Consider the following 23,535-nt stretch of genomic DNA (forward strand, 5'->3'; position numbering starts at 1 on the left):
ATAAGGCTTCCCTTTTTATACGACTCTGCTATACTTCCGCTTCTGCGTGCGGCTGTAGCTCAGTTGGATAGAGTACTTGGCTACGAACCAAGGGGTCGTGGGTTCGAATCCTGCCAGCCGCGCCACTTTTTCGAGGGCCTTCCCAACCGAAGGCCCTTTCAGTTCGAAGCAGTAGAAGTTTGTTGTTGCGTGCGGCTGTAGCTCAGTTGGATAGAGTACTTGGCTACGAACCAAGGGGTCGTGGGTTCGAATCCTGCCAGCCGCGCCACTTTTTTGGGGGCCTTCCCATCGCAGAAGGTTCCGACAGTTGAAGCAGTACCGTTTTGCGTGCGGCTGTAGCTCAGTTGGATAGAGTACTTGGCTACGAACCAAGGGGTCGTGGGTTCGAATCCTGCCAGCCGCGCCACCTTAAAAGGGCTTTCCTCCGGGAAAGCCCTTTTTCTTTTTGCGCCCCCTCCTTCGTTCGCGCCATCATCCGCACGCCTTGGGCAAAGCACCGGCAACGTCGCGCGCGCTTTCGCCGGCCCCAATGAAAACGGCGGCCATCGGCCGCCGTCCGTCGATCAACGCATTCACCCGCGAGGGTGCGCGTCAGCGTCAGTAATCCTGCCGCTCGCGCTCGATTCGCATCCCGCCGTCATGGCGCGCATGCGCACCGTCGTCAGTCGAGCGCTCGCGCATGATCCGCATCACGTCCGGATTGGTTCTCACGCGCCGCATCACGTTCGCGAGGTGCACGCGGTCGCTGACCTGGATCACGAAGCGCAGCACCGTCGATTCGTGCGTCAGATCCTCGTCCATCGCGATATGGACGATGTTCGCGTCGGCCGACGTGATGTCCGCGGCGACGCGCGCGAAGATGCCCTTCGTATTCTTCACGAGCGCCTTCACCGCGACATCGAACAGACGGCCCGGCTGCGGCGCCCATTCGACGTCGATCCAGCGGCCCGGATCGCGGCGATGGATGCGCTGCGCGACCCGGCAATCCGTCGTATGAATCGCCATGCCCAGACCGATGCCGATGTAACCCATGATCGCGTCACCCGGAATCGGCCGACAGCATGCGGACAACTGCACGGACATCCCTTCGGTGCCGGTGATCACGACCGGCGGCGCATGATGCGCGGGATGCCGCTCGGACTTCGGCAGATCGTCGTCCGCATCGCGGCCGCTCATCAGCACCTCGATGCGCTTGGCCATCACCGCGGCGACGCGACGGCCGAGACCGATGTCCGCGAAGATTTCCTGACGGCTCTTGTTGCCCGTCCACTGCACGAGCTTCTCCCACACTTCCGGCTCGACGTCGGCCAGCGCGAGACCATAGCCCTTCAGGCTCTGGTCGACGAGCCGCTCGCCCAGCTGCACGGACTCGTTCAGGCGCATCGTCTTCAGGTAGTGACGGATCGCCGAGCGCGCCTTGCCGGTACGCACGAAGCCCAGCCACGCGGGGTTCGGCTTCGAATACGGCGCGGTGATCACCTCGACGATGTCGCCGCTCTTCAATTCGGTGCGCAGCGGCAGCAGCTCGTTGTTGATCTTCACGGCCACGCACTGGTTGCCGAGATCGCTGTGGATCGAATACGCGAAATCGAGCGCCGTCGCGCCGCGCGGCAGCGCCATGATCTTCGACTTCGGCGTGAACACGTAGACCGCATCGGGGAACAGGTCGATCTTCACGTGCTCGAGGAATTCGCTCGAATCGCCGGCCTCGCTCTGGATGTCGAGCAGCGACTTCAGCCACTGGTGCGCGCGCTTCTGCACGTCGCTGAGATCCGCGCTGCCGTTCTTGTACAGCCAGTGCGCGGCGACGCCCGCCTCGGCGATCTCGTGCATCTTGCGCGTACGCACCTGGAACTCGATCGGCGCGCCGAACGGGCCGACCAGCGTCGTGTGCAGCGACTGATAGCCGTTGATCTTCGGGATCGCGATGTAATCCTTGAACTTGCCGGGCACCGGCTTGTACAGCGCGTGCAGCGCGCCGATGCACGTGTAGCAGTCGAGCGGGCTGTCGACGACGACACGGAAGCCGTACACGTCGAGCACCTGCGAGAACGACAACTGCTTGTCGCGCATCTTGCGATAGACGCTGTAGATGGTTTTCTCGCGGCCGGTGATCTCGGCGTCGATCTTCGCGTCGGCCATCGCGCGCTGCGCGGCCTCGAGGATCTTGCTGATCACTTCGCGGCGATTGCCGCGCGCGGCCTTCACGGCTTTCTCGAGCGTCGCGTAGCGATGCGGGTTGAAGTTCGCGAAGCTCATGTCCTGCAGCTCGCGATACGTGTTGTTCAACCCGAGCCGGTGCGCGATCGGTGCGTAGATGTCGAGCGTTTCCCGCGCGACGCGGCGGCGCTTTTCCATCGGCACCGCGCCGAGCGTGCGCATGTTGTGCAGGCGATCGGCGAGCTTGACGAGAATGACGCGCACGTCGCGCGCCATCGCGAGCAGCATCTTGCGGAAGTTTTCCGCCTGCGCTTCCTCGCGGCTGCGGAATTCCATCTTGTCGAGCTTCGACAGGCCGTCGACCAGCTCGGCGACCTTCGGGCCGAATCGCTCGGCCAGCTCGTTCTTGGTCACGCCCTGGTCTTCCATCACGTCGTGCAGCAACGCGGCCATCACGGCCTGCGCGTCGAGCTTCCAGCCGGCGCAGATTTCCGCGACGGCGACGGGATGGGTGATGTAGGGCTCGCCGCTCTGGCGATATTGACCGAGGTGGGCTTCGTCGCTGAAGTGGAACGCCGCCTTGACCTCTTTGATTTCGTCCGGACCGAGATACTCGGCAAGCGCGGCGGTCAGTTTCGCGATCGAAACGACGCCGTGCTTGCGCGGCTGCTCCGGCGTGGCGGTCGGCCCGAACAGATGCCGGAAGGACTGTTCGAGGACCGCGTCGATGTACTGGCGCGCAGGCGACTGGGCCGTGGCTTCGGTGGTCGAATCCGCGGAGGCGGACGATGGGGTGGTGCTCATATTCGCCTCCAGGTCGAGTCGTTGCGCGCGTGGACTACATGGCTGGAACGGGCCGGATGCGCGTTACACCGGCACCTTCTTCAGCATCTCGACGCCGACCTGGCCGGCAGCGATTTCGCGCAGCGCGACGACGGTCGGCTTGTCGCGGCTTTCGATTTTCGGCGTATGGCCTTGCGCGAGCTGCCGCGCGCGATAGGTGGCGGCGAGCGCCAGTTCGAAGCGGTTCGGGATTTGCTTCAGGCAGTCTTCGACGGTAATGCGAGCCATGTTGGTAATTCCTTCTGAATATAGTCCTTATTCTACCTTATGTCCCTCGTGCCCCGCGTCATTCCGCGTGGGGCAGATGGACGCCGAGGTCGATGAACAGCTCCGTGTGTCGCGCGTACTGCGAAGCAAAACGCAGGCGCGTCGCCGCGACGATGCATTCGAGTTCCGCGAGCGCACGCTCGAAATTCTCGTTGATCACCACGTATTCCGCTTCCGACGCGTGCGCAATCTCGCTGCCGGCGGCCAGCAGGCGTCGCGTGATCACGTTCGGTTCATCCTGGCCGCGCTTCTTCAGGCGCTCCTCGAGCGCATCGAGCGACGGCGGCAGGATGAAGATGCCGACCGCGTTGCGGAACTGCTTCTTCACCTGCAACGCACCCTGCCAGTCGATTTCGAGCAGCACGTCGTGACCGTTCTTCATCTGCTCTTCGATCCAGACGCGCGACGTGCCGTAGTAGTTGCCGTGCACTTCCGCGCTCTCGAGGAATTCGTGCGCCGCGTGACGCGCGCGGAAATCCTCGACGGTCGTGAAGTGGTAGTGCTGGCCGTCCTGCTCGCCCGGGCGCGGCTTGCGCGTCGTGTACGAGATCGACAGGCAGATGTCGCTGTCCTTCGACAGCAGCGCGTTCACGAGCGTCGACTTGCCGGCGCCCGACGGCGCGACGACCATGAACAGGTTGCCGGGATAGACGCCGCCATGCAGCGAATGCGACGCGTGGCCGTCGCGGTTAAGGTCGGTCATGTTGCTGTTACTCCAGGTTTTGCACTTGCTCGCGCATCTGCTCGATCAGCAGCTTCAGCGCCATCGACGCATCGGCGAGTTCCTTCGCCGCCGCCTTCGAGCCGAGCGTGTTCGCTTCGCGATTCAGTTCCTGCATCATGAAGTCGAGACGCTTGCCGACGCGGCCGCCCTTCTCGATCACGTGACGCGTTTCGTTCAGGTGCGCGGTGAGCCGCGACAGCTCCTCCGCGATGTCGATCCGGATCCCGTACATCGTCACTTCCTGACGGATGCGCTCCGCGGCTTCCTCGCGCGTGACGACCGTCGAGCCGCCTTCCGGCGCCGCGAGGCCGAGCGCTTCCTGCAGCCGCTCGACGATCTTCTGCTGGTGCTTCGCGATCAGCTCCGGCACGAGCGGCGTGATGCGCGCGACGATCGCCTCCATCTCGGTAACGTTCGACAGCAGCATCGTCGCCAGTTGCGCGCCTTCGCGCGAACGCACGACGACGAGCTCGCCGATCGCTTCCTTGCCGCAGGCGAGCACCGCGTCGCGGATCGCTTCCGCGGACACGCCGCTCTCGGCGAGCACGCCGGGCCAGCGCAGGATTTCGCCCGCGCGCAGGCGGCCGACGCCCGGGAACGAATCGAGCACCGCGCGCTCGAGCTCGGCAAGCTGGCCGAGCGCCGACTGGTTCAGCGCGCCCGCGCCGATGCTCTGCTCGCCGCGCTGCAGGTTGATGCGCACGTCGACCTTGCCGCGCGACAGCTTGTTCATCAGCATTTCGCGCAGCGCGGGTTCGCACGCGCGCACGTCGTCCGGCATCCGGAAATTGAGATCGAGGAAGCGCGAGTTCACGGTGCGCAGTTCGACCGACACGCTGGTGCCGCCGTTGCCGGTGGCCGTCACGAGTTCGCGCGTGGCGCTCGCGTAGCCCGTCATGCTGTAGATCATGGTTCGTCTCGCCGTCTGGTGCCCTCGCGGGCGGGGGGATATGTCGAGGCGCCCGGCGCATCGGAAAGCGCGGGGCGGCAAGCGCGCATTATCCCATTTTTGCGGACCACCCCGCCGGGCGCGCCCGCCGTTCGGCGCTAAAATCGGGGTTTCCTCTTCTTCCGCGATTTCCCCATGACGTCTTCCGTTTCCCGCCCGAGCGGCCGCCGCGCCGACGAACTGCGCAAGGTCGCCCTCACGCGCCACTACACGAAACACGCCGAAGGCTCCGTGCTGGTCGAATTCGGCGACACCAAGGTGCTCTGCACCGCGAGCGTCGCCGAGCGCGTGCCCGAATTCCTGCGCGAGCGCGGGCAAGGCTGGCTGACCGCCGAATACGGGATGCTGCCGCGCGCGACCCACACGCGCAGCGACCGTGAAGCCGCGCGCGGCAAGCAGACGGGCCGCACCCAGGAAATTCAGCGCCTGATCGGCCGCGCGCTGCGCGCGGTGTTCGATCTCGAGGCGCTCGGCCCGCGCACCATCCACATCGACTGCGACGTGATCCAGGCCGACGGTGGCACGCGCACGGCCAGCATCACCGGCGCGTTCGTCGCCGCGCACGACGCCGTGTCGACGCTGATCGCGGCCGGCAAGCTCACGCGCTCGCCGATCACCGATCACGTCGCCGCGATTTCGGTCGGCGTGTACGAAGGCGCACCGGTGCTCGACCTCGACTACGCGGAAGATTCGCGCTGCGACACCGACATGAACGTCGTGATGACGGGCGCGGGCGGCTTCGTCGAAGTCCAGGGCACGGCCGAAGGCGTGCCGTTCTCGCGCGCCGAGATGAATGCGCTGCTCGACCTCGCGCAGGGCGGGATCGCCGAGCTCGTGCAGTTGCAGAAAGACGTCCTGGGTGCGAGCCATGCCTGACGACCGCACCGTCGCGCCGCTGTCGCGCATCGTTCTCGCGTCGAACAACCCGGGCAAGCTGCGCGAATTCACCGCGCTGTTCTCGACGGTCGGCATCGAGATCGTCCCGCAGGGCGACCTCGCGGTGCCCGAGGCGGAAGAGCCGTTCGGCACGTTCATCGAGAACGCGCTGACCAAGGCGCGTCACGCGTCGCGGCTCACCGGGCTGCCGGCGATCGCCGACGATTCGGGCCTGTGCGTGCGCGTGCTGCGCGGCGCGCCGGGCGTCTATTCGGCCCGCTACGCGCAGCGCGCGGGCCGCGACAAGGGCGACGCGGCGAACAACGCGTATCTCGTCGAGCAACTGCGCGGCATCGACGACCGGCGCGCATACTACTGTTGCGTGCTCGCGCTCGTCCGCCATGCGGACGACCCGGAGCCGCTGTTCGCCGAAGGTCGCTGGGCCGGCGAGATCGTCGACACGCCGCGCGGCGAACACGGATTCGGCTACGACCCGTATTTCTACCTGCCGTCGCTCGGCGCGACGGCCGCCGAACTCGAGCCCGCCGTGAAGAACACGCACAGCCATCGCGCGCTGGCGCTGAAGGCGTTGCTCGCGCGGCTCGCGGAGGAAGCATGACCGTACCCGACACCCATTCGCTGCGGGAGGTCGCATGAGCCAGGCCGCGGAAACCGGCGCGCGCGTCGTCGCGACCTTCACGTCGCCCGGCCAGGTGCGCCTCACGTCGCTGCCGCCGCTCGCGCTGTACGTGCATTTCCCGTGGTGCGTGCGCAAGTGCCCGTACTGCGATTTCAACTCGCACGAATGGAAAGGCGAGCGGTTTCCGGAAACCGAGTATCTCGACGCGTTGCGCGCCGATCTCGAGCAGGCGCTGCCGCTCGTGTGGGGCCGGCAGGTGCATACCGTGTTCATCGGCGGCGGCACGCCGAGCCTGCTGTCGGCGGCCGGTCTCGACCGGATGCTGTCCGACGTGCGCGCGCTCTTGCCGCTCGACGCCGATGCCGAGATCACGCTCGAGGCGAATCCGGGCACGTTCGAAGCCGCGAAGTTCGCGCAGTTCCGCGCAAGCGGCGTGAACCGCCTGTCGGTCGGCATCCAGAGCTTCAACGAGGGGCACCTGAAGGCGCTCGGCCGGATTCACGACACCGCGCAGGCACGCGCGGCCGTCGAGATCGCTGCGAAGAACTTCGACAACTTCAACCTCGACCTGATGTTCGCATTGCCGAACCAGACGCTCGACGAATGCCGCACCGACATCGAGACCGCGCTGTCGTTCGCGCCGCCGCACCTGTCGCTGTATCACCTGACGCTCGAGCCGAATACGCTGTTCGCGAAGTTCCCGCCGGTGGTCCCCGACGACGACGCGTCGGCCGACATGCAGGAATGGATCCATGCGCGCACGGCCGAAGCCGGCTACGGGCGCTACGAAGTGTCCGCGTACGCGAAGCCGAATCATCAGTGCAAGCACAACCTGAACTACTGGCGCTTCGGCGACTATCTCGGCATCGGCGCGGGCGCCCATACGAAGCTGTCGTTCCCGAACCGGATCCTGCGGCAGGCACGCTACAAGCATCCGGCGACCTTCATCGAGCGGGCGAAGGCCGGCGCGGCCGTGCAGGAAGAGCGCGAAGTCGGCGCGCGCGACCTGCCGTTCGAATTCATGCTGAACACGCTGCGGCTCGTCGAGGGCTTCCCCGTGCACAGCTTCGCGGAACGCACCGGCCTGCCGATGAGCACGATCGAGCCGGCGCTGAAGGAAGCGGAGCGGCGCGGACTGATCACGCGCGATTTCACGCAAATCGCGCCGACGCCGCTCGGCCAGCGTTTCCTCAACGACCTGCAGGAATTGTTCCTGCGCGACGACTGAACGAATGAACGAGGCGGCATTTCGGTTACAATGCCGCCTCGTGTGGAAGCGTGGCCGAGCGGTTTAAGGCACTGGTCTTGAAAACCAGCGACGGGAAACTGTCCGTGAGTTCGAATCTCACCGCTTCCGCCAGGGTTTCAAAGGAAACGGGCCGCTTGGCCCGTTTTTCGTTTCCGACAGTTATCCGGTGCTGAGCACATCCGCCTGCGCCACTCACGGCGCGTCGTCGACGCGGTTCGCGTGCGTGGTCACGCGGCGATCAACGATTCCGTTCACGACTCGGCACCGCCGGACTCGGCCAGCAGCACCGCGCCGCACGTCGTCGTGTGCCCTTCCAGCGCGACCGGTGCACCAAAATCCAGACTGATCGAACAACCCTCCGCGATCTCGAAGACATGAGGTGCGCAAATCGGACAGGTCACCTTGTCGCCTTTGCGCGCGATCGGAATTGCGTCGCGTCCCCACGTCGAAGAAGGGCTGCCGGAAATCACCCGCCCGCCATGACTGGTCGTGTCGCCGACCACGATCTGCGCCTTCCCGCCTACTGTCGCTCGCCTCACCTGCATCACCTCGTCACGAATGGGCGGACACGTCACTTCAACGCCTGGATCGGCGGATCCTGATAGGCCGTGTCGATCGTATAGCCCTGCCCCTTCAGGGCAGCCTCGGTAGCAATGCGCTTCGCATGGTACTTCTGCAGTTCCGCGGGCAACAACGCCTTCCAGTTACGAATTTTTTCAGCGTTCCCGGGGAAATACCCCAGCCCGTAGAACGCATACTCGTTCCTAATGCGAGCCGTCAGAAGATAGGTCGTCTTCCCGACAAAGCCGCCCATGTTTCGCTCCGACAGTGAAATCTCCAGATAGGCGCCATCTGCATAAAAAACCCATCTCGGCATTTCCTTCACGGCGGCCTTCCACTCCTCGATCGTCGGCGTGTAGCCAGAATCGAGGGAATAGATCGAATACGTTTTCATGTAGTCCCACGCCTGCTTGCCGGTCAGGCGCGGATTGCTGACGTCGATGTACCGGACCCAGCCGTTCGCGCGCAGATCCTGAAACAGTTTCGTCATGCGCGCCAGTGCGGCCTCGTGCGTGTCGGCCTGCTCGGGACTGACGCCGAAATTGATATTCCACGTGTAGATGCCGCCCGGCACGTCCTTGTCCGCGGAACCCACCGCGGACAGCACGTTGTCCAGCACGAAACCATGCGTTCCCTGCACGAACTTCACCGTGCCGAGATTGCCGCGCATCCACTCATGCTGATAAAAGCTCGTGCCGGACGGATGAGTGTCGACAGACGCGCCCGGACCGTTGAGATCAGAGTCCTTGGGATCGCCGAGCCGGATAACTGTAAGTGATGGATTCATGCCGTTGCGGTTGTCGAGGGTTGAGCGGGCATTCCCGTTGTGCGATGAGAGCACGACGCCGAGCAGGAACGCCCCGAGAATCAGTACAAGGAAATGAGTCTTTTTCATCAGGTATCGGGTCTGTCGCCCCAGCTTTTGATCGTTCCGAGATAATCGAGCATGACTTGCCTCCTGGGTCCCTGCATCAACCCGTCGTACTTCGTTGCTGCCGTCTGGATCCAGTCCATGCGCTTCTGATAGTCCTCCAGAACCAGACGGTCCGGCGCGTCCGATCTGAATTCGATGCTGTCAGTCTTATCATCGGCCGTGAGCACGAGTTGAAGGCTGGGAACCAGCGCGCGAATGACCGGCGCCAGCGCAATCTCGGAACCGTCCGACAGGCCGTGCTGCATCGACTGGACCGAGTTGTTGATCGCCGTATCGTCCGAAGACGCCAGTGCGCCACGCTGCACGCCAAGCCATCGCTTGAACTTCTTGTTTTCGTAAATCAGCCCCTGCAACACCTCGCCCTGCTCGTGTTGCGCAATCAAAATCAGATGCTGGAAAGCCCAGATCGCCCGGCTTTGCTCATCGCCCGCTTCCCACTGCTTTACCTTGTTGAATCCGGCAACAATAATCGGCGTGGACTTGAGATAGCCCAGTTGCTTTTTCTTGGCGCCGGTTTCTCCGTCGATTTCGAACGGTACCTTGTCGATCGCTTCGTCGTATCCAACCTGCCGAGTAAAGTTGACCGCGACCTGCTTGACGAACTGGGTGCTGTCACGCGATTGCACGCACTTGTCGAACGTATCAGACCCGGCGGCATACGCGTAGAACCACGCCAGCACGTCGTTGAAGAGCCAGAGATTGCCGCGGCCTAGCCCAGCCCGCAATTCGGTCCAGCGCCCGGCATATCGCACCTGCCACAGCGCGAGCGTCGCGGCGACCTGCTTCGATGCGAACGCACCGAGTCCCAGCCAGTAAAAGCGGCCGATCTTGCTGGTATCGCCGAGGTGGAACTGTTCGAGAAACACCCGCGCATAGGCGGCGGCGATACGGCGCGCCCTGACCTCCGGGTCGCTGACGAATGCCGGCGCCTGCGTCTCGATTTGCTGCCCTGACACGTGCCCTTCGCCTTCACGATAATCGGGCATGTGATTGTGCGAACGCGCATTCGTCACAATCTGCCGCATGGAGAACTGCTGCGCGAGCGACCAGATGATGTTGCAATTGCACTGCGCGTCCACGCAGACCTTCGATTCCGGGTTGGTCTGCGCTGTTGCCTTCAGATTGTCTGCCAAAGCCTTCCCCCTAGTCGGGTTCCCGTGTTCCGTTACGCACCTGCGCGGTCGGACGCCGCTGCAAAGTCGTCCCAGTGCAACTGGAACTCCGCATTTTCCTGTTCTGCAGTATTCACCATCGGCGAGCGCCCCAGACCGTCCGTCGTGAAGATGTGGCCGCCGGACGGCGTCGTAAGCCGATAGTCGACTCCGGGAAGCGGCTTGCCAGTCGGAGACAGCACCCTGAACCGCTGATCGTTCGCCTGAACGTCAGGTAACCCGTTCGGGCTCACGCCCATGGGTTTCGGCGGCATGTTTTGCGCCTGGGCATTGACCTCGTACAACTCGCCGCCGACCGTGATCTTGCCGCTCTTCAGGCTGATATAGCTGTCGCCACCGTGAAGCATCACCTCCTCGGTCGCGCGGATCGTGATCCGGTTCGCGCTCTGCGTGATATCCAGCTTCGCCAGCAGATTCAGGTTCTTCTGCAGCGCCTTGATGTCGATGTCGCCGGCATAGGAGATCATCCGGATGCCAAACTTGTAGGCGAAGAGACGGATCGCGTTGCGGGCGGTGGCCAGCAGGCTGCTGCCGCTGCTCACGCTGACATGGCCGCCGCCGGTGAGCGCCGTATGCTCGGCGCTCGAAATGTGCGTACTGCCCGCCGTGGTCGCTTCGATTCCGGCCGGCGACGCAATGACCAGATGCGGCTTCGACAGCTCCGGGTAATCTCCGCCGCCCTGCCCGCTGATTTCGTCACCTTGTTTCCGAAGCGCATCGATCACCGCAGGCTGATCCTGCCCGTCCTGGGCCTGGGCCTGGATCGCCGCCCTGGCAAGCGTGTCGTGCAACTCGCGCGCCTGCACCAGACGCTGCACCGTCTCGCCAAGGTCCTTCACCGGAGCGCTCGCGCCGGTACGCGCCTCGGTCGTCACCAGCATGCCACGATTCGCACGCAGCACGCCCCATGCGTCGGTGGCCAGCTCCCATCCGGTCCCGCGCCCACTCGCGCGCCCCGCATGGCCGTCGATACGCGTGTTGTAACCGACCACGAGGCGCGACTGTTCGTGGTCGCTCGACACCTGCACCTGCAACCGGCCCGGCGTATCGTCAGCCACGACTTGGTTCGCCTGCACACCGCCGAGATCGCGCGATCGCAGGCCCGACAGTGCCTGGTTGTCCGGCAGCTTCCACTGTACGACGTTGATGCCGTTGGTCACGCGGCCCGTGATGACGGGTCGGTCCGGGCATCCGTCCAGGAACGAAACAATGACTTCGTCCCCGATCCGCGGCACATGAATCATCCCGAATCCCTGGCCGCCCCATGGCTGGCTGACACGCATCCAGCACGAGCTGCGCTCGTCGCGCTGGCCGACGCGGTCCCAGTGGAACTGCACCTTGACGCGTCCCATCTCGTCCGTATGGATTGCGTTGCCCTTCTGGCCCACCACGGTAGCCGTCTGCATCTGCATGACCGGTTTGCGGTGTTCGAACGGACTGCGATATGGAACGGATTTGCGCTGCGCCTCGATTTCCGTCAGGAAGAAGCCCTCGGAACCGTCGTGATGTGGCACGCTCGCCCCGACTGGCTCTCCACCATGCTCCGCGACCGCTTCGTCGATCCGGTGCCGCAGGCTGTGTGCGCAGTTCGCGTGATGGCTCGAGCCTGGCAGGTTGTTCTGGATCAGCCAAGCCGTCTCAACGACGACGAACTGTCGCCGGTCGGCTGATTCCCGGTCGTGCTCGGGGTGCCCCACGAGTTCGAACCAAACGCCCGCATCGATGCCGCGTAAGCCACCCGCTCCGTAGAACCGCTTGGCACGCGATTCCCACTCTTCCATCCGCACCTTGGTCAGGTGATCGCCACGCTCCTGCTTCAGATAAGTGTACGGGCCCGTATACTCATACATCTCGAGCTGCTCGGGCAGTTCGTGCGATACGGTTGGAATGTGCGTGCCCTTCGGATTCGCAAGGGGTGACGGCCTCTTGTAGTCGAAGGTACGCGTAGTAAGCGCGGCACTATGCAGCATGCGCCAGTCGGACCATCGAACCAGCGCATCGACCTCGCTGTTCGCGCCATAATGGGAAAATTGTACGGTCCTCGCGGCAAGCGGCGCGCAAGTATCCACGCTGTCCGTCACGATCAAGGTATGGGACTGGCCGTCGTCGGCCTGCTTCCAGATGCCGAACAGGCCTTCTTCCTCCATCAGCCGGTGCGCGAATCGCCAGTCGTCCTCGTACTGGGTGCAATACGATCGAGGCGACAGCGGCTTCGACAGCGCGAACTCGAATCGGCCTTTCGCCTGCGGGTGCGCATTGAACACGTCCCGCAGGATTTCGTCGACCGGCTTGTCCTGCCAGATACGCTGATCGCGGCGAAACTTGAGGAAATGCATCCATGACGCGAAGGCGAGCTGGTAGCTGGTCAGACCACCTTCCGATCCGAGCCGTCGCACCATATAGACATAACCGTGTCGGGGCAGATACGACTGTTTCGGCTGCTGGATCCACAGGGTAACGGGCTGTCCAATCAGGCTCTTCAGCTTGACGTCGCTGCGTGTCGACAGCACATCGAGCGTGAAGTCGTAATGCCGGCCGATGCGCGAAAGTCCCGCCGCACGCTGCGGCAACAACACATCGGGCCCGAGCGGAGTGTCGAGTTTCAGCAGGCGGTCCTGCTGGATCAAGCCTCCTTGAAACGCCCGCACGATGTCCTGCGCACTCATTCCAATCCCTCTATTGTTTCTTTTGCCGTCGTTTTTTCACCAGATGATGGCTGGCGCTCTCAGGCCGCGATTCTACAGTCAAATCGTCGACCAGCCCCGTGGCCGTGCCCCGCACTTCCCGACGCGCCCCGCCGGATGCCGTTACAATCCGGCGCTCCGATTCGCGAAACGGGAAATCCACGTCATGAAGCCCTTCCTCGTCTCGTCGCTCGTCGCCGTGCTGGCCGCCGCCAGCATGCATGCAGCGGCCGACACCGCCTCCGGCAGCGACGCGCAGGCGTCGTGCGCGATTGCGTACGTGACCGGCGTCGGCGGCTCGCCGCGCGGCCTGAGCGAATACCTCGCGAGCCCGTCGCCCTACAACTACCTGAAGGACAACGACCTCCAGTGCAAGGTCGGCGACGACGGACGCACGTCGAACTGTACCGGCGTGACCTATCTGCGCAACGAACAGGTCAGCGTGTACGACGATTCCGATCCAGCGACGCTGACGGTCGTGGCGCGCGTGGAGCTCGATCATGGCCAGAAATACCCGGTGATCATCGTCGTGCAGCGCAAGAACGCGCGCTGCAAACAATGACGCAGCGCGGCGCGCGAATCCGTCAATCGGAACGGCACGCGCGTTCGTGCCGAACCTCGCGCGGCATCTGAGCCACGGGCCCGGCAGCGGCCCGTCGTTGCGTCACACCGCGCCGGACGCCTCCCGGCCCGCCCCGCCATCGCCTAGAATTCGTTCAACACGGCGACACGAACGCCGCCGCGTATTCGATGCCGCACGCGCCACCCTGCGCGCGGCACACGGAGATCGCCATGACCGACCTGTCGAGCGCGACGGAACCCGTCGATTACGAAGGCTTCGAGATCCATGTCGTGCCGGCCGCGATGCCCGGCAGCGACACGCGCTATACCTACACCGGCTACGTGTGCCATCCGGGCGTGAATCCCGCGCTGCCCGGCCATGCGGTGCCGTTCCACGCGGACGGCGAGGAAAGCTTCGCGAGCCTCGACGAGGCCACCCGCGAAGCCGTGCACATCGGCAAGAGCATCATCGACGGCACGCATCCCGACCTGTCGGTACTGTCGCTCGTCACGCACGGCTTCTGAGCCGGCCGGCATCGCTTGCCAGCGTGCGCGCGGCAAGCCGAGGTTGCCGCATCAGATGACCGCGTCGCCCGGCCGGACGAACGCTGCACGCCATCGCTTTCAACCCTCCAACAGGCGCGTCCACCGCGCACGCTGTCACCTGTCGCGTCACATCGCGATGTACACGGCACGACGCGGCACCCGGCCGTCATCATCAGCGATAGCAGCGACCGGTCCCGCGCGCTATGCGTTTCTCCCCATATCGCCGCGCGCCGGTACGCCTATCATTTTTTTATCGTCCCTCCTGGCCATCACCTCATGCGCCCCCTTCTCCGTCCGCGCGTCGCGCGGCTTCGTGTTGCGACGCTGGCCGTCGTCGCCCTGCTTGCCGCGTGCACGATCACGCCGCCCTCGTCGCTACGCTCGGTCCTGACGATTCCGTCGGTCACCCGCAGCGGCAGCCTCGACCAGTATCGCGTCGAGGTTGCCCATCGTGTCGCCGAACGCAATCCGTCCGGCATGCTGCACGGCACACCGCAGGCGATGCTGCGTTCGCTCGTCGTCGTCGCCTTCACCGTCGATGGCAGCGGCCGCGTGGTGAACGCATCCGTCTACCGCAGCAACGGCGACAGCGAAGCGGAAGCGCTCGCGCTCGCGTCGCTGCGCCGCTCGGCACCGCTGCCGGCCCCGCCGTCGCGGCTGCTCGACGGCAACGGCCGGCTCGAACTGATGGAAGGCTGGCTCTTCAACGACGACGGCCACTTCCAGCTGCAAAGCACCGCCTCCGCGCAGGCGCAATCGATCGATTGACGCGCCGCCGCAGCCCGATTGCCGGTGAGCGGCGGCGCTGGCTATAATTTTCCGCACTCGCGCGGCCATCACGCCGCGCGTGCGTTCGCGCGCCCCACCCGGCAAGCGAGCCGACCACGCCGGCACCGGGCGGCGGCGACGTACCCGTCTCCATCGTCGACCGGCGGGTGACGTCCGCGCCACGGCGCGCGTCCACGCCGCCACCGCGTCATCCGCATCATCCTCTGCTCGGCTGCACCCGGCAGGCCGTCGCCTGCCCGAACGCACGCTCAGCCGACCGCCCCAACGACAAAACGGAGACATCCATGTCCGCATCCCCCCCGGCCGTTGCACACGCAACCGGTTCGGCCGGCGCCGTCAGCCACCGGCGCATCGTGTTCGCGAGCTTCATCGGCACCGCGATCGAGTTCTACGACTTCTACGTGTACGCGACGGCCGCCGCGCTCGTCATCGGCCCCGTGTTCTTCCCGCACGGCTCCGCGACGGCGCAGGCGCTGTCCGCATTCGTCACGTTCGGCATCGCGTTCATCGCACGCCCGATCGGCTCGTTCCTGTTCGGGCACTTCGGCGACCGTATCGGCCGCAAGTCGACGCTCGTCGCCTCGCTGCTCGTGATGGGCGTGTCCACCACCGCAATCGGCTTCGTGCCCGGCTACGACGCGATCGGCGCGCTCGCGCCGGTGCTGCTGTGCGTGCTGCGCTTCGGTCAGGGGATCGGCCTGGGCGGCGAATGGGGCGGCGCGGCGCTGCTCGCGACCGAGCATGCGCCGCAGGGCAAGCGCGGCTGGTTCGGGATGTTCCCGCAACTGGGGCCGTCGGTCGGCTTCCTGATGTCGAACGGGCTGTTCTTCGCGCTCGCGCTGTCGCTGTCCGACGAGCAGTTCCGCAGCTGGGGCTGGCGCATTCCGTTCCTCGTCAGCGCGGTGCTCGTCGCGCTCGGGCTGTACGTGCGGCTCAAGATCACCGAAACGCCCGCGTTCCAGGCGGCCCTCGAGCGCAACGAGCGCGTGCGCGTGCCGGTCGCGACGCTCGTCACGCAGCACTGGCAGCCGACGCTGCTCGGTGCGCTCGCGATGGTCGTCTGCTACACGCTGTTCTACATCTCGACGGTGTTCTCGCTGTCGTACGGCGTGTCGGCGCTGCATATTCCGCGCCAGAGCTTCCTCGGCCTGCTGTGTTTCGCGGTCGTCTTCATGGGGCTCGCGACGCCGCTGTCCGCATGGGCGTCGGACCGCTTCGGCCGCAAGCCGGTGCTGGTCGTCGGCGCGATCGCCGCGCTGCTGTCGGGGTTCGCGATGGAGCCGCTGCTCGGCAGCGGGTCGATGCCGCTCGTTGCGCTGTTCCTGACGATCGAGCTGTTCCTGATGGGCGTGACGTTCGCACCGATGGGCGCGCTGCTGCCGGAACTGTTCCCGACCAACGTCCGCTATACGGGCGCGGGCGTCGCGTACAACCTCGGCGGGATTCTCGGCGCGTCGATCGCACCGTATATCGCGCAACTGCTGGCTGCGCGCGGCGGCCTGTCGTGGGTCGGCGGTTACGTGTCGGTCGCGGCGGCGATCAGCCTGATCGGCGTACTGCTGATGCGCGAAACGCGCGACGCATCGCTCGTCTGACCCTCCGGGGCGACCCGGGTTGTGCAGCGGCGGCGGCTCTCTATACTCGATTCTGGGCGCGTCGTTGCGCGCCCGGGGATTCCGCCCCGACAGGAGCCGCCGCGATGAATATCCGCCTCGCCAATGCCGACCTCGTCCTGATCCTCGCGCTCGCGCTGGGTGGCGCGTTGCTGCTCGCGCTGCGGTTCCGGCCAAAGACCTGGCGCGGCCTCGTGTTCGAGGCGCTGCTGGCGAATCTCGCGGCGATCGCCGCCGTCGTCACGGTCGAGGCGCTGCTGGCGTAACTCCGCCCGGCAGCCGTCAGGCTACCGCCCGCACCGGCAACACGTCGTAGACCGGTCCCACGGTATCGATTGCCTTCATCGCGTCGTCCACGCTCGGCGCGGCGCCGGACTCACCGATCGACAGCGCGTGCGGTGCGCCGCCGATGCCGAAGTGGGCGCGCGAGGTGGCCACGAAAATCATCACCGTCGGACGCCGCAGCGCGTGCGACAGATGCACCATCCCCGTATCAACACCGATGACCAGCGCCGCCCGGCTCATCGTCGCGGCGAGTTCGCCCAGCGACATGGCCGGCAGCACGACCGCGCCAGGCGCCTGCATCGCGATCTCCTGCGCGTCGCGATGCTCGGACGACGAGCCCCATGGCAGCAGCACGCGCAAGCCGCGCGCCATCATCCGGGTAGCCAGTTCAACCCAATGGCCGGTCGGCCATTTCTTGTCGGAATTCGACGTCGCGTGGAACAGCAGCATGAACGGCGCACCCTCGGTAACTGCGGGCGGCAACGTGACGTCGGGCGGTTCGATCCCGTACGAGGCGATACCCTCGGGCGCATAGCCGAGCGCTTCGCCCGCGCTGATGCGCATGCCGTGCCACGCATCGCATGCAGGCTTCGGGCCAAAACGATGCGAATACACGAAACGCGCCCCTGTCTCGCCGAGATCCGGGGTCCGGTAACCGACGCGGCGCCCGGCGCGCGCCAGCGCCGCAATGATCGCGCTCTTGTAGACGCCGTGCAGATCGATGACCGCGTCGTAGCGGTGCGCACGCAGCGCACCGATCGAGGCCGAGATCGCCTTCAGGTCGCCGGCGTTGCGCATTTTCTTGAAGCGACGCAGCGGCGCGCACAGGACGGTGCTCACTCCCGGATGCCAGCGCACGATCTCCGCACACGATTCGTCCACGGCCCAGTCGACCGACACGCCGGGAAAGGCGCGATGCAGGTCGGCGACGACGGGCAGCGTCTCGACGACGTCGCCGAGCGACGTCACTTTTACGATAAGAATGCGTTTCACGATGTGCGGGTATTCCTGACTGGCCATTCGGCATGCTAACGACGGTTGCGGTGCGCATACATTACGTCAACATTACATTTGCAACAAATTGCATCTCTTTTGTGAATTTTTGTCGCGCCTTGCGGGCGTTTGTCGTCCCCGCTGGCATCCGGTTCTTTTTATAATTCATTCTTTGCCTCCGGCCCGAGCCAATGCCGCGCCCCGCCCTTCCCTCGCTGTTCCCCGCCCTCACCCGCCGCTCGCTGCGAATCTGGCGCCAATATGGTGTTTTCTGGCTCGGCGCGATCGTCGTCGGCCTCGCCGCCGTACTGTACGCCCGGTTGATCGACTGGGGCTACGAGACTTTCCGCGCGATGCGCGATCACGCCGTCTGGCTGCCGCTGCTGCTGACGCCGGCGATCGCCGCGATGTCGGTGTGGGTCACGCGCCGTTTCTTCCGCGGCGCCGAGGGCAGCGGCATCCCGCAGGTGATCGCGACGCTGCATGCGCGCCCGAGCGCATTCGGCGCCCGGCTGCTGACGCTGCGCATCCTGTTCGGCAAGGTACTGATCTCGTTCCTCGGCATCCTCGGCGGCTTCACGATCGGTCGCGAAGGGCCGACGGTACAGGTCGGCGCGGCGCTGATGTTCAACCTGCGGCGCTTCTACCCGCGCTCGAACGCGCAGATCGAACGCCAGCTGGTGCTGGCCGGCGCGGCGGCCGGGCTGTCGGCCGCATTCAATACGCCGCTCGCCGGCATCGTGTTCGCGATCGAGGAGCTGACCCGCAGCTTCTCCGCGCGCGCCAGCGGCGTATTGATCACCGCGATCATCCTCGCCGGCGTGGTCGCGCTCGGCCTGAACGGCAACTACACGTATTTCGGCACGATCGACACGGGCCTCCATTTCCCGAAACTGCTGGCGGTCGCGGTGCTGGTCACCGCGATCGTGACGGGCATCGCGGGCGGCCTGTTCTGCTGGCTGCTGCTCAACACGGGGCGTTGGCTGCCCGCGCAACTGCTGGGCCTGTATCGCGAGCGGCCGGTCACGTTCGCCGCGCTGTGCGGCTTCGCGATCGCCGTCGTGGGGCTCGTGTCCGGCGGCACGACGTTCGGCAGCGGCTACGCCGAAGCGCGCGGCCTGCTCGACGGCAGCCAGCAGCTGTCGGTGTTCTATCCGTTCCTGAAGATGGTGTCGATGGTCGCGTCGTATCTGCCGGGCATCCCGGGCGGGATCTTCGCGCCGTCGCTGTCGATCGGCGCCGGCTTCGGCAATCTGCTGCATGCGGTGTTCACCAACATGAGCCTGCCGATGCTGATCGCGCTCGCGATGGTCGGCTATCTGGCCGCCGTCACGCAGTCGCCGATCACGTCGTTCGTGATCGTGATGGAAATGATCAACGGTCATGCGCTGGTGATTTCGCTGATGGCGACCGCACTGGTATCAAGCCGCGTCTCGCGCTTTTTCGCGCCGCCGCTCTACGAAACGCTCGCGCAGCGCTATCTCGCGCCGCCCGTCGCGGCCGCCGCACCGGCCGCGGCAACCGCGGCGGCCGCTGCGAGCAACGTGACCGATGTGACCGAACCCCAGGACGCGAACGCGGCCCCTGCCGATCCGCTCGACACGCTGCGCGACGAAGATGGCAGCGAGCCGGCCGCCGCTGCGGCAGCCGACAGCGCCGCGCATGCGCCGGCGCCGCACGATGCCGGACCGGCTGCGACCGACGCGAACGGTCCGGCGCAACAGCACGGCCCGCGCGACGCTCAATAGATCACGACGGGCGCCGGCCGGTAGTAGACCGGCCGCGCCGGCACGACGATGCACCCGGCCAGCGTGATCGCGACGAGCACGATGGCGATTGCGGTTCTTTTCATCGCGCGCCTCCATCAGGCCCAGTGGCCACGCGTCCAGAACCAGTTCGGACCGCGCTGGTCCCAATGCCCCGGCACCCATTGCATGCCGACGCGCTCGGTTTCCCAGTGGCCGCCGATCCATACGTAGCGGCCATGATCCCAGCGCCAGTGTCCGCGCTCCCACACATAGCCCACGCGCATGGCCGGTACGACCTCGTAGCGCACGGGCGGTGGCGCATTCGGCGCGACGACGACGATTTCCTCGGTGCGCACGGCGACCGGCTCCGCGATCACCATGCGGCCCTGCGGCGCGACCACGGGCGTGCCGACGAGAATCTCGTCGGCCTGCGCGGCAAACGGGGCGACGACGGCCGACAGGCCCGCGGCGAACAGCGCGAGCGAAACGATACGACGGGAAACGGTAGGGACAGCCATCGGAACCTCCTGGTTGAACAAGTCACGCGAGCGTATTCGTTCAATGCGGGAAGGTCGATTACGGCCGACAGGCGCCGTGTTACGGCGTGCCCGAAAGTGCAACAGGGCGTAAGACGCGCACGGCGGCGGACGCCGCCGTGCGGAGGGACACGCGCCAAGCGTCAGGCTTGCGGGATCTCGATCTTCACTTCGAGGACTTCGAGATCGTCCTGGCGCTCGAGGCTCACGCGGATGTCATCGTTCGAAATATGGACGTACTTCGAGATGACCGCGACCAGCTCTTTCTGCAGCGCCGGCAGGTAATCGGCCGGCGGCCGGCCGCCGACCCGCTCGTGCGCGATGATGAGCTGCAGGCGCTCCTTCGCGACCGATGCGGACTTCTTCTTCTCGCCGAGGAGAAACGAAAGGATGGACATGGGCGGCCTCCGTTACTTGCTGCCGAAGAGGCGCTGCAGCAGGCCCGGCTTCTGGTAATCGGTGAAGCGCAGCGGCTTGTCCTCGCCGAGGAAGCGCGAGACGACGTCCTTGTACGCTTCCGCGACGTCGGTGCCGTCGATATGCACGGCCGGCAGACCCTGGTTCGACGCGTGCAGCACGGCTTCCGACTCGGGCACCACGCCGATCAGCTTGATGCGCAGGATCTCGCTGATGTCCTCGAGCGACAGCATCTCGCCTTCGCTCACGCGCTTCGGGCTGTAACGCGTGATCAGCAGGTGTTCCTTGATCGGCTCCTTGCCTTCCGTCGCGCGTTTCGTCTTCGACGACAGGATGCCGAGAATGCGGTCCGAGTCGCGCACCGACGACACTTCCGGGTTCGTGACGATCAGCGCTTCATCGGCGAAGTACATCGCGTGCAGCGCGCCGGCCTCGATACCGGCCGGCGAATCGCAGACGATGTATTCGAAGTCCATCGCGACGAGGTCGTTCAGCACCTTCTCGACGCCGTCGCGCGTCAGCGCATCCTTGTCGCGCGTCTGCGACGCCGGCAGGATGAACAGGTTCTCGCACTTCTTGTCTTTGATCAGCGCCTGGTTCAGGTTCGCTTCGCCCTGGATCACGTTCACGAGGTCATACACGACGCGACGCTCGCAGCCCATGATGAGATCGAGGTTGCGCAGGCCGACGTCGAAGTCGATCACGGCCGTCTTGTGGCCGCGCAGCGCGAGACCCGACGCGAAGCTCGCGCTCGTCGTCGTCTTGCCCACGCCGCCCTTGCCCGAGGTCACCACGATGATTTTTGCCATTTACCCAATACCCTGTGTTCGTCAATGAGAGCCGACCGATCCGGAGCGCACCGCGTGAATCACGTCAGGCGCAGCGGTTCGATCATCAGTTTTTCCTCTTCGAGCCGGATCTGCACCGATTTGCCCAGTACGTCGGCGGGCAGCGGGTTCTCGGTCGTTCGATAGATACCCGCGATCGAAATCAGTTCCGGTTCGAGACACGTGCAGAAAATGCGCGCGTCGTGATTGCCGTGCACGCCCGCGAGGGCGCGGCCGCGCAACGGCGCGTAGATGTGGATATTGCCTTCCGCGATGATTTCCGCGCCGTGACTGACCGGCGCGAGCACCACGAGGTCTCCTTTCGCGTAAATCTGCTGCCCCGAACGCAACGGCCGATCGATCACCAGCGTCTGGCCACCGGCCTGCAAGAGCGTCGGCGCGGGATCCGACGACTGTTCGGGCGCCGCTGCGGCTGCCGGAGCGGCGGCGGCCTCGACGGCTGGCACAGCCGCCGGTTCCGCTTCGTCCGCAGGTTTCGCGGCCGGCGCGCGGCGATCGCGCGCCTCCAGCAACGGCAGGCCGGCTTCCCCCGCCCAGCCCTGCGTTGCCAGTGCGACGACGCCCACCGGACGCATCCGCACGTCGTTCAGCATCTGGCGGATGTCCGCGAGCGCGACGCGTTCGCCGTCAGCCAGGCGGCGGACGTCGATCGCGACGACATCGTCGGCGAAAAACTCGGGAGTCGCTTCGAAGCGCTTGACCAGTTCGGTACGCAACGCATCGAGATCGGTCGTCTTCACGGTGAACAGCAACGTATCGACCGATCCGCTGCGCAGCTCGAAGAATGGCGATTTTTTAAGCGACATGGACACTCTGCAAAAAATTTTTGCGTATTTTACAGGCGTCCACGCGTGCAGCCATTATTTTTGGGACTCGGGGTCGCGGCGGCCCGGGCGGACGCGCGACCGGCAGGGGGCAGGCAGGCGGGCGACCGGGCTGTCATCGCGCCGCGCGGCTGGCGTTTCGCCGTCGCGTCAGTGCTTCACCTGCGATACGAACAGCGATTTCATCGCGCCGGGCATCCGGGCGATCGGCGCATGTTCGCCGGTGTTGCCGAAACCCGCGCGCTCGTAGAAGCGGATCGCGTTGCGGTTCGCATCGGCGATCCATGCGTAGACGTCGGTGGCGCCGCGCTCGGCGAGCCACGCGGTGGCCGTCTCCAGCAGCAGCACGCCGCCGCGCAGGTGACGCACCGCGTGCGCGACCCACAGTTCGCTGACGAACGCGCGCCGATCGGGCGTGTTGTCGAAATACGCGCCGATCATGCCGGCCGGATGGCCTTCGGTGTACAGCAGGAAAGTCGTCGACTCGTCGGACACGGCGCGCTGCGCGGCGATCGCCGACGCTGCGTCCGCTTCGACGGTCAGCAATTCGGCCTCCGGCGCTTCGCCGGGCGCGTAGGGCTCACGCAGCGATGCAGCGCGGAGTTCGCGATACACGCCGCCCTGATCGGCAGCGATACGACGAACGGTCAAGGTCGAACTCATGCAGGCACAGCCCCCTTCGGACAGCAAGCTATTAGCTTCAACCGAAAGCGGGGCATGAGTCAAATCGTAATTTTCAAATGGCGGCGCGGATCGAAAGGCAGCAAGTGTCATCAGCGACGACACGCGCCGATCGGTGTGCAGGTGCAGCATCGGTGCATCGACGCAGGCGGTCGGACGGTGAACGTGCCGTCCTCATTTGGCGCATCGCCCCGTTCTCCTTGCCATGCATGGCCACCCGGTTTCAAGTCGCGCTGAATGGCCGCGCGGCGGCCGTAATGCTGCGTAATATAAGCAAACGAAAAACACGCTGCGCCAATCCTTCGTCACCGTCTTTATTGCGACGCAACATTTGTTGCAGCCCCCATCACCCGGCATGCGCTCGCCGCGCGCCGGGCCATTCATCCGACGAACGCGACGCTCCGTGCGGGTCGATCCGCCCTCGCCTGCATGTTTCAATCGGCGCGTGTCGGCCCTTCCCGGCGCGCGGTGCGCGCACCCCGCCGTTTGGAGCGCCGCGCCTAGCGCCGGGGTTTGGCAAGCGCGCGCACCGGTCGTATAACAGGCAGAACCGGGCGACGATCCGGAGGCCGCCGCGCACGTCGCGGACCACGAGGATTCGAACAATCTTGCATGCGGCCGCCCGCGGGCCGGCC

Annotated in this window: 23 protein-coding genes and 4 tRNA genes; 13 read left to right on the plus strand and 14 right to left on the minus strand. The window is 65.4% G+C overall.

The genetic code is table 11. From position 1 onward, the window contains the following. The first annotated feature begins 48 nt into the window (after positions 1 to 48). The 3 genes from MMB92_RS09890 (at position 49) to MMB92_RS09900 (ending at position 406) form a co-directional block, all read left to right on the plus strand. A tRNA-Arg gene (locus tag MMB92_RS09890) sits at positions 49 to 125 on the plus strand. A gap of 66 nt (positions 126 to 191) precedes the next feature. Continuing rightward, positions 192 to 268 (plus strand) — tRNA-Arg (locus tag MMB92_RS09895). A gap of 61 nt (positions 269 to 329) precedes the next feature. After that, a tRNA-Arg gene (locus MMB92_RS09900) sits at positions 330 to 406 on the plus strand. A 191-nt stretch (positions 407 to 597) separates the two neighbouring features. Here the strand turns inward: MMB92_RS09900 and MMB92_RS09905 are convergent. The 4 genes from MMB92_RS09905 to MMB92_RS09920 all read right to left on the minus strand — a co-directional run bounded on the left by MMB92_RS09905 (position 598) and on the right by MMB92_RS09920 (position 4,904). Further along, positions 598 to 2,964, minus strand: a complete 2,367-nt coding sequence (locus tag MMB92_RS09905) for a bifunctional (p)ppGpp synthetase/guanosine-3',5'-bis(diphosphate) 3'-pyrophosphohydrolase (RefSeq protein WP_006496576.1) — start codon at positions 2,962 to 2,964, stop codon at positions 598 to 600. A 63-nt stretch (positions 2,965 to 3,027) separates the two neighbouring features. After that, positions 3,028 to 3,231: a DNA-directed RNA polymerase subunit omega gene (rpoZ, locus tag MMB92_RS09910; RefSeq protein WP_006025620.1), complete on the minus strand. Its 204-nt coding sequence runs from the start codon at positions 3,229 to 3,231 to the stop codon at positions 3,028 to 3,030. A gap of 58 nt (positions 3,232 to 3,289) precedes the next feature. Further along, on the minus strand, positions 3,290 to 3,973 hold the full coding sequence (gene gmk, locus MMB92_RS09915) for a guanylate kinase (protein WP_006486663.1): 684 nt from the start codon (positions 3,971 to 3,973) through the stop codon (positions 3,290 to 3,292). A 7-nt stretch (positions 3,974 to 3,980) separates the two neighbouring features. Then, positions 3,981 to 4,904, minus strand: a complete 924-nt coding sequence (locus MMB92_RS09920) for a YicC/YloC family endoribonuclease (RefSeq protein WP_006486665.1) — start codon at positions 4,902 to 4,904, stop codon at positions 3,981 to 3,983. Positions 4,905 to 5,078: 174 nt separating this feature from the next. On the opposite strand from MMB92_RS09920, the gene rph reads away from it, so the two are divergent. The 4 genes from rph (at position 5,079) to MMB92_RS09940 (ending at position 7,819) form a co-directional block, all read left to right on the plus strand. Continuing rightward, positions 5,079 to 5,819: a ribonuclease PH gene (gene rph / locus MMB92_RS09925; RefSeq protein ID WP_006496577.1), complete on the plus strand. Its 741-nt coding sequence runs from the start codon at positions 5,079 to 5,081 to the stop codon at positions 5,817 to 5,819. Beyond that, a complete protein-coding gene (gene rdgB / locus MMB92_RS09930; RefSeq protein WP_006496578.1) occupies positions 5,812 to 6,438 on the plus strand; it encodes an RdgB/HAM1 family non-canonical purine NTP pyrophosphatase in 627 nt (208 codons plus the stop codon). The genes rph and rdgB overlap by 8 nt, the downstream gene beginning before the upstream one ends. Before the next feature lie 34 nt (positions 6,439 to 6,472). Then, positions 6,473 to 7,687 carry a radical SAM family heme chaperone HemW gene (hemW, locus tag MMB92_RS09935; RefSeq protein ID WP_034200875.1) on the plus strand — a complete coding sequence of 405 codons (1,215 nt, stop codon included), beginning with the start codon at positions 6,473 to 6,475 and terminating at the stop codon, positions 7,685 to 7,687. A gap of 44 nt (positions 7,688 to 7,731) precedes the next feature. Continuing rightward, positions 7,732 to 7,819 (plus strand) — tRNA-Ser (locus MMB92_RS09940). Between the two features lie 140 nt (positions 7,820 to 7,959). Here the strand turns inward: MMB92_RS09940 and MMB92_RS09945 are convergent. The 4 genes from MMB92_RS09945 to MMB92_RS09960 form a co-directional block, all read right to left on the minus strand. Then, positions 7,960 to 8,211 (minus strand): PAAR domain-containing protein, encoded by a 252-nt coding sequence (locus MMB92_RS09945; protein WP_306172189.1) that lies wholly within the window; start codon positions 8,209 to 8,211, stop codon positions 7,960 to 7,962. A gap of 68 nt (positions 8,212 to 8,279) precedes the next feature. Then, positions 8,280 to 9,164, minus strand: a complete 885-nt coding sequence (locus MMB92_RS09950; protein WP_034200876.1) for a hypothetical protein — start codon at positions 9,162 to 9,164, stop codon at positions 8,280 to 8,282. Continuing rightward, entirely contained in the window at positions 9,164 to 10,336 is a 1,173-nt protein-coding gene (locus MMB92_RS09955) for a hypothetical protein (protein ID WP_034200877.1), read from the minus strand. The genes MMB92_RS09950 and MMB92_RS09955 overlap by 1 nt, the downstream gene beginning before the upstream one ends. A gap of 32 nt (positions 10,337 to 10,368) precedes the next feature. Then, on the minus strand, positions 10,369 to 13,041 hold the full coding sequence (locus MMB92_RS09960; RefSeq protein WP_060266561.1) for a type VI secretion system Vgr family protein: 2,673 nt from the start codon (positions 13,039 to 13,041) through the stop codon (positions 10,369 to 10,371). Between the two features lie 184 nt (positions 13,042 to 13,225). Here MMB92_RS09960 and MMB92_RS09965 point away from each other — a divergent pair, with 184 nt between their 5' ends. From MMB92_RS09965 to MMB92_RS09985, 5 genes are all read left to right on the plus strand, one after another. Continuing rightward, positions 13,226 to 13,621, plus strand: coding sequence for a hypothetical protein (locus MMB92_RS09965; protein ID WP_006486642.1), 396 nt, complete (start codon positions 13,226 to 13,228; stop codon positions 13,619 to 13,621). 230 nt (positions 13,622 to 13,851) lie between these two features. Then, a complete protein-coding gene (locus MMB92_RS09970; protein ID WP_006486651.1) occupies positions 13,852 to 14,145 on the plus strand; it encodes a hypothetical protein in 294 nt (97 codons plus the stop codon). 297 nt (positions 14,146 to 14,442) lie between these two features. Beyond that, on the plus strand, positions 14,443 to 14,934 hold the full coding sequence (locus MMB92_RS09975; RefSeq protein WP_006486614.1) for an energy transducer TonB: 492 nt from the start codon (positions 14,443 to 14,445) through the stop codon (positions 14,932 to 14,934). 305 nt (positions 14,935 to 15,239) lie between these two features. Next, on the plus strand, positions 15,240 to 16,550 hold the full coding sequence (locus tag MMB92_RS09980) for an MFS transporter (RefSeq protein WP_006486616.1): 1,311 nt from the start codon (positions 15,240 to 15,242) through the stop codon (positions 16,548 to 16,550). Between the two features lie 104 nt (positions 16,551 to 16,654). Further along, positions 16,655 to 16,834 carry a hypothetical protein gene (locus MMB92_RS09985; protein WP_006486620.1) on the plus strand — a complete coding sequence of 60 codons (180 nt, stop codon included), beginning with the start codon at positions 16,655 to 16,657 and terminating at the stop codon, positions 16,832 to 16,834. 16 nt (positions 16,835 to 16,850) lie between these two features. Here the strand turns inward: MMB92_RS09985 and waaC are convergent, their stop codons facing one another. Beyond that, the gene (waaC, locus tag MMB92_RS09990) at positions 16,851 to 17,846 is read right to left on the minus strand and encodes a lipopolysaccharide heptosyltransferase I (protein ID WP_212190609.1); all 996 of its coding nucleotides are present in this window, start codon (positions 17,844 to 17,846) and stop codon (positions 16,851 to 16,853) included. Between the two features lie 191 nt (positions 17,847 to 18,037). Here waaC and MMB92_RS09995 point away from each other — a divergent pair, with 191 nt between their 5' ends. After that, positions 18,038 to 19,594 carry a chloride channel protein gene (locus tag MMB92_RS09995; protein WP_059721560.1) on the plus strand — a complete coding sequence of 519 codons (1,557 nt, stop codon included), beginning with the start codon at positions 18,038 to 18,040 and terminating at the stop codon, positions 19,592 to 19,594. A gap of 116 nt (positions 19,595 to 19,710) precedes the next feature. On the opposite strand, the gene MMB92_RS10000 is transcribed toward MMB92_RS09995, so the two are convergent. From MMB92_RS10000 to MMB92_RS10020, 5 genes are all read right to left on the minus strand, one after another. Further along, on the minus strand, positions 19,711 to 20,112 hold the full coding sequence (locus MMB92_RS10000) for a YXWGXW repeat-containing protein (RefSeq protein WP_006486632.1): 402 nt from the start codon (positions 20,110 to 20,112) through the stop codon (positions 19,711 to 19,713). 161 nt (positions 20,113 to 20,273) lie between these two features. Beyond that, positions 20,274 to 20,528 (minus strand): cell division topological specificity factor MinE, encoded by a 255-nt coding sequence (minE, locus tag MMB92_RS10005; RefSeq protein ID WP_006486661.1) that lies wholly within the window; start codon positions 20,526 to 20,528, stop codon positions 20,274 to 20,276. A 12-nt stretch (positions 20,529 to 20,540) separates the two neighbouring features. Further along, positions 20,541 to 21,356 (minus strand): septum site-determining protein MinD, encoded by an 816-nt coding sequence (gene minD / locus MMB92_RS10010; RefSeq protein WP_006486674.1) that lies wholly within the window; start codon positions 21,354 to 21,356, stop codon positions 20,541 to 20,543. A 59-nt stretch (positions 21,357 to 21,415) separates the two neighbouring features. Beyond that, entirely contained in the window at positions 21,416 to 22,201 is a 786-nt protein-coding gene (minC, locus tag MMB92_RS10015) for a septum site-determining protein MinC (RefSeq protein WP_006496586.1), read from the minus strand. Between the two features lie 168 nt (positions 22,202 to 22,369). Further along, positions 22,370 to 22,993, minus strand: coding sequence for a GNAT family N-acetyltransferase (locus MMB92_RS10020; protein WP_226244688.1), 624 nt, complete (start codon positions 22,991 to 22,993; stop codon positions 22,370 to 22,372). Positions 22,994 to 23,535: the final 542 nt, after the last annotated feature.

Origin of the sequence: Burkholderia sp. IO2 (genome assembly GCF_029522185.1) — a bacterium.
GTDB classification, from domain to species: domain Bacteria; phylum Pseudomonadota; class Gammaproteobacteria; order Burkholderiales; family Burkholderiaceae; genus Burkholderia; species Burkholderia cenocepacia.

What these genes read in the sequence shown, in the direction of transcription:
- MMB92_RS09985 (WP_006486620.1), top strand. Translation starts at nt 16,655, where the DNA reads ATGAATATCCGCCTCGCCAATGCCGACCTCGTCCTGATCCTCGCGCTC.
- rph (WP_006496577.1), top strand. Translation starts at nt 5,079, where the DNA reads ATGACGTCTTCCGTTTCCCGCCCGAGCGGCCGCCGCGCCGACGAACTG.
- MMB92_RS10000 (WP_006486632.1), bottom strand. Translation starts at nt 20,112, where the DNA reads ATGGCTGTCCCTACCGTTTCCCGTCGTATCGTTTCGCTCGCGCTGTTC.
- rpoZ (WP_006025620.1), bottom strand. Translation starts at nt 3,231, where the DNA reads ATGGCTCGCATTACCGTCGAAGACTGCCTGAAGCAAATCCCGAACCGC.
- MMB92_RS09975 (WP_006486614.1), top strand. Translation starts at nt 14,443, where the DNA reads ATGCGCCCCCTTCTCCGTCCGCGCGTCGCGCGGCTTCGTGTTGCGACG.
- MMB92_RS09920 (WP_006486665.1), bottom strand. Translation starts at nt 4,904, where the DNA reads ATGATCTACAGCATGACGGGCTACGCGAGCGCCACGCGCGAACTCGTG.
- MMB92_RS09960 (WP_060266561.1), bottom strand. Translation starts at nt 13,041, where the DNA reads ATGAGTGCGCAGGACATCGTGCGGGCGTTTCAAGGAGGCTTGATCCAG.
- MMB92_RS09970 (WP_006486651.1), top strand. Translation starts at nt 13,852, where the DNA reads ATGACCGACCTGTCGAGCGCGACGGAACCCGTCGATTACGAAGGCTTC.
- minE (WP_006486661.1), bottom strand. Translation starts at nt 20,528, where the DNA reads ATGTCCATCCTTTCGTTTCTCCTCGGCGAGAAGAAGAAGTCCGCATCG.
- gmk (WP_006486663.1), bottom strand. Translation starts at nt 3,973, where the DNA reads ATGACCGACCTTAACCGCGACGGCCACGCGTCGCATTCGCTGCATGGC.
- hemW (WP_034200875.1), top strand. Translation starts at nt 6,473, where the DNA reads ATGAGCCAGGCCGCGGAAACCGGCGCGCGCGTCGTCGCGACCTTCACG.
- MMB92_RS10020 (WP_226244688.1), bottom strand. Translation starts at nt 22,993, where the DNA reads ATGACACTTGCTGCCTTTCGATCCGCGCCGCCATTTGAAAATTACGAT.
- MMB92_RS09965 (WP_006486642.1), top strand. Translation starts at nt 13,226, where the DNA reads ATGAAGCCCTTCCTCGTCTCGTCGCTCGTCGCCGTGCTGGCCGCCGCC.
- MMB92_RS09950 (WP_034200876.1), bottom strand. Translation starts at nt 9,164, where the DNA reads ATGAAAAAGACTCATTTCCTTGTACTGATTCTCGGGGCGTTCCTGCTC.
- MMB92_RS09905 (WP_006496576.1), bottom strand. Translation starts at nt 2,964, where the DNA reads ATGAGCACCACCCCATCGTCCGCCTCCGCGGATTCGACCACCGAAGCC.
- minD (WP_006486674.1), bottom strand. Translation starts at nt 21,356, where the DNA reads ATGGCAAAAATCATCGTGGTGACCTCGGGCAAGGGCGGCGTGGGCAAG.
- rdgB (WP_006496578.1), top strand. Translation starts at nt 5,812, where the DNA reads ATGCCTGACGACCGCACCGTCGCGCCGCTGTCGCGCATCGTTCTCGCG.
- MMB92_RS09995 (WP_059721560.1), top strand. Translation starts at nt 18,038, where the DNA reads ATGCCGCGCCCCGCCCTTCCCTCGCTGTTCCCCGCCCTCACCCGCCGC.
- minC (WP_006496586.1), bottom strand. Translation starts at nt 22,201, where the DNA reads ATGTCGCTTAAAAAATCGCCATTCTTCGAGCTGCGCAGCGGATCGGTC.
- MMB92_RS09980 (WP_006486616.1), top strand. Translation starts at nt 15,240, where the DNA reads ATGTCCGCATCCCCCCCGGCCGTTGCACACGCAACCGGTTCGGCCGGC.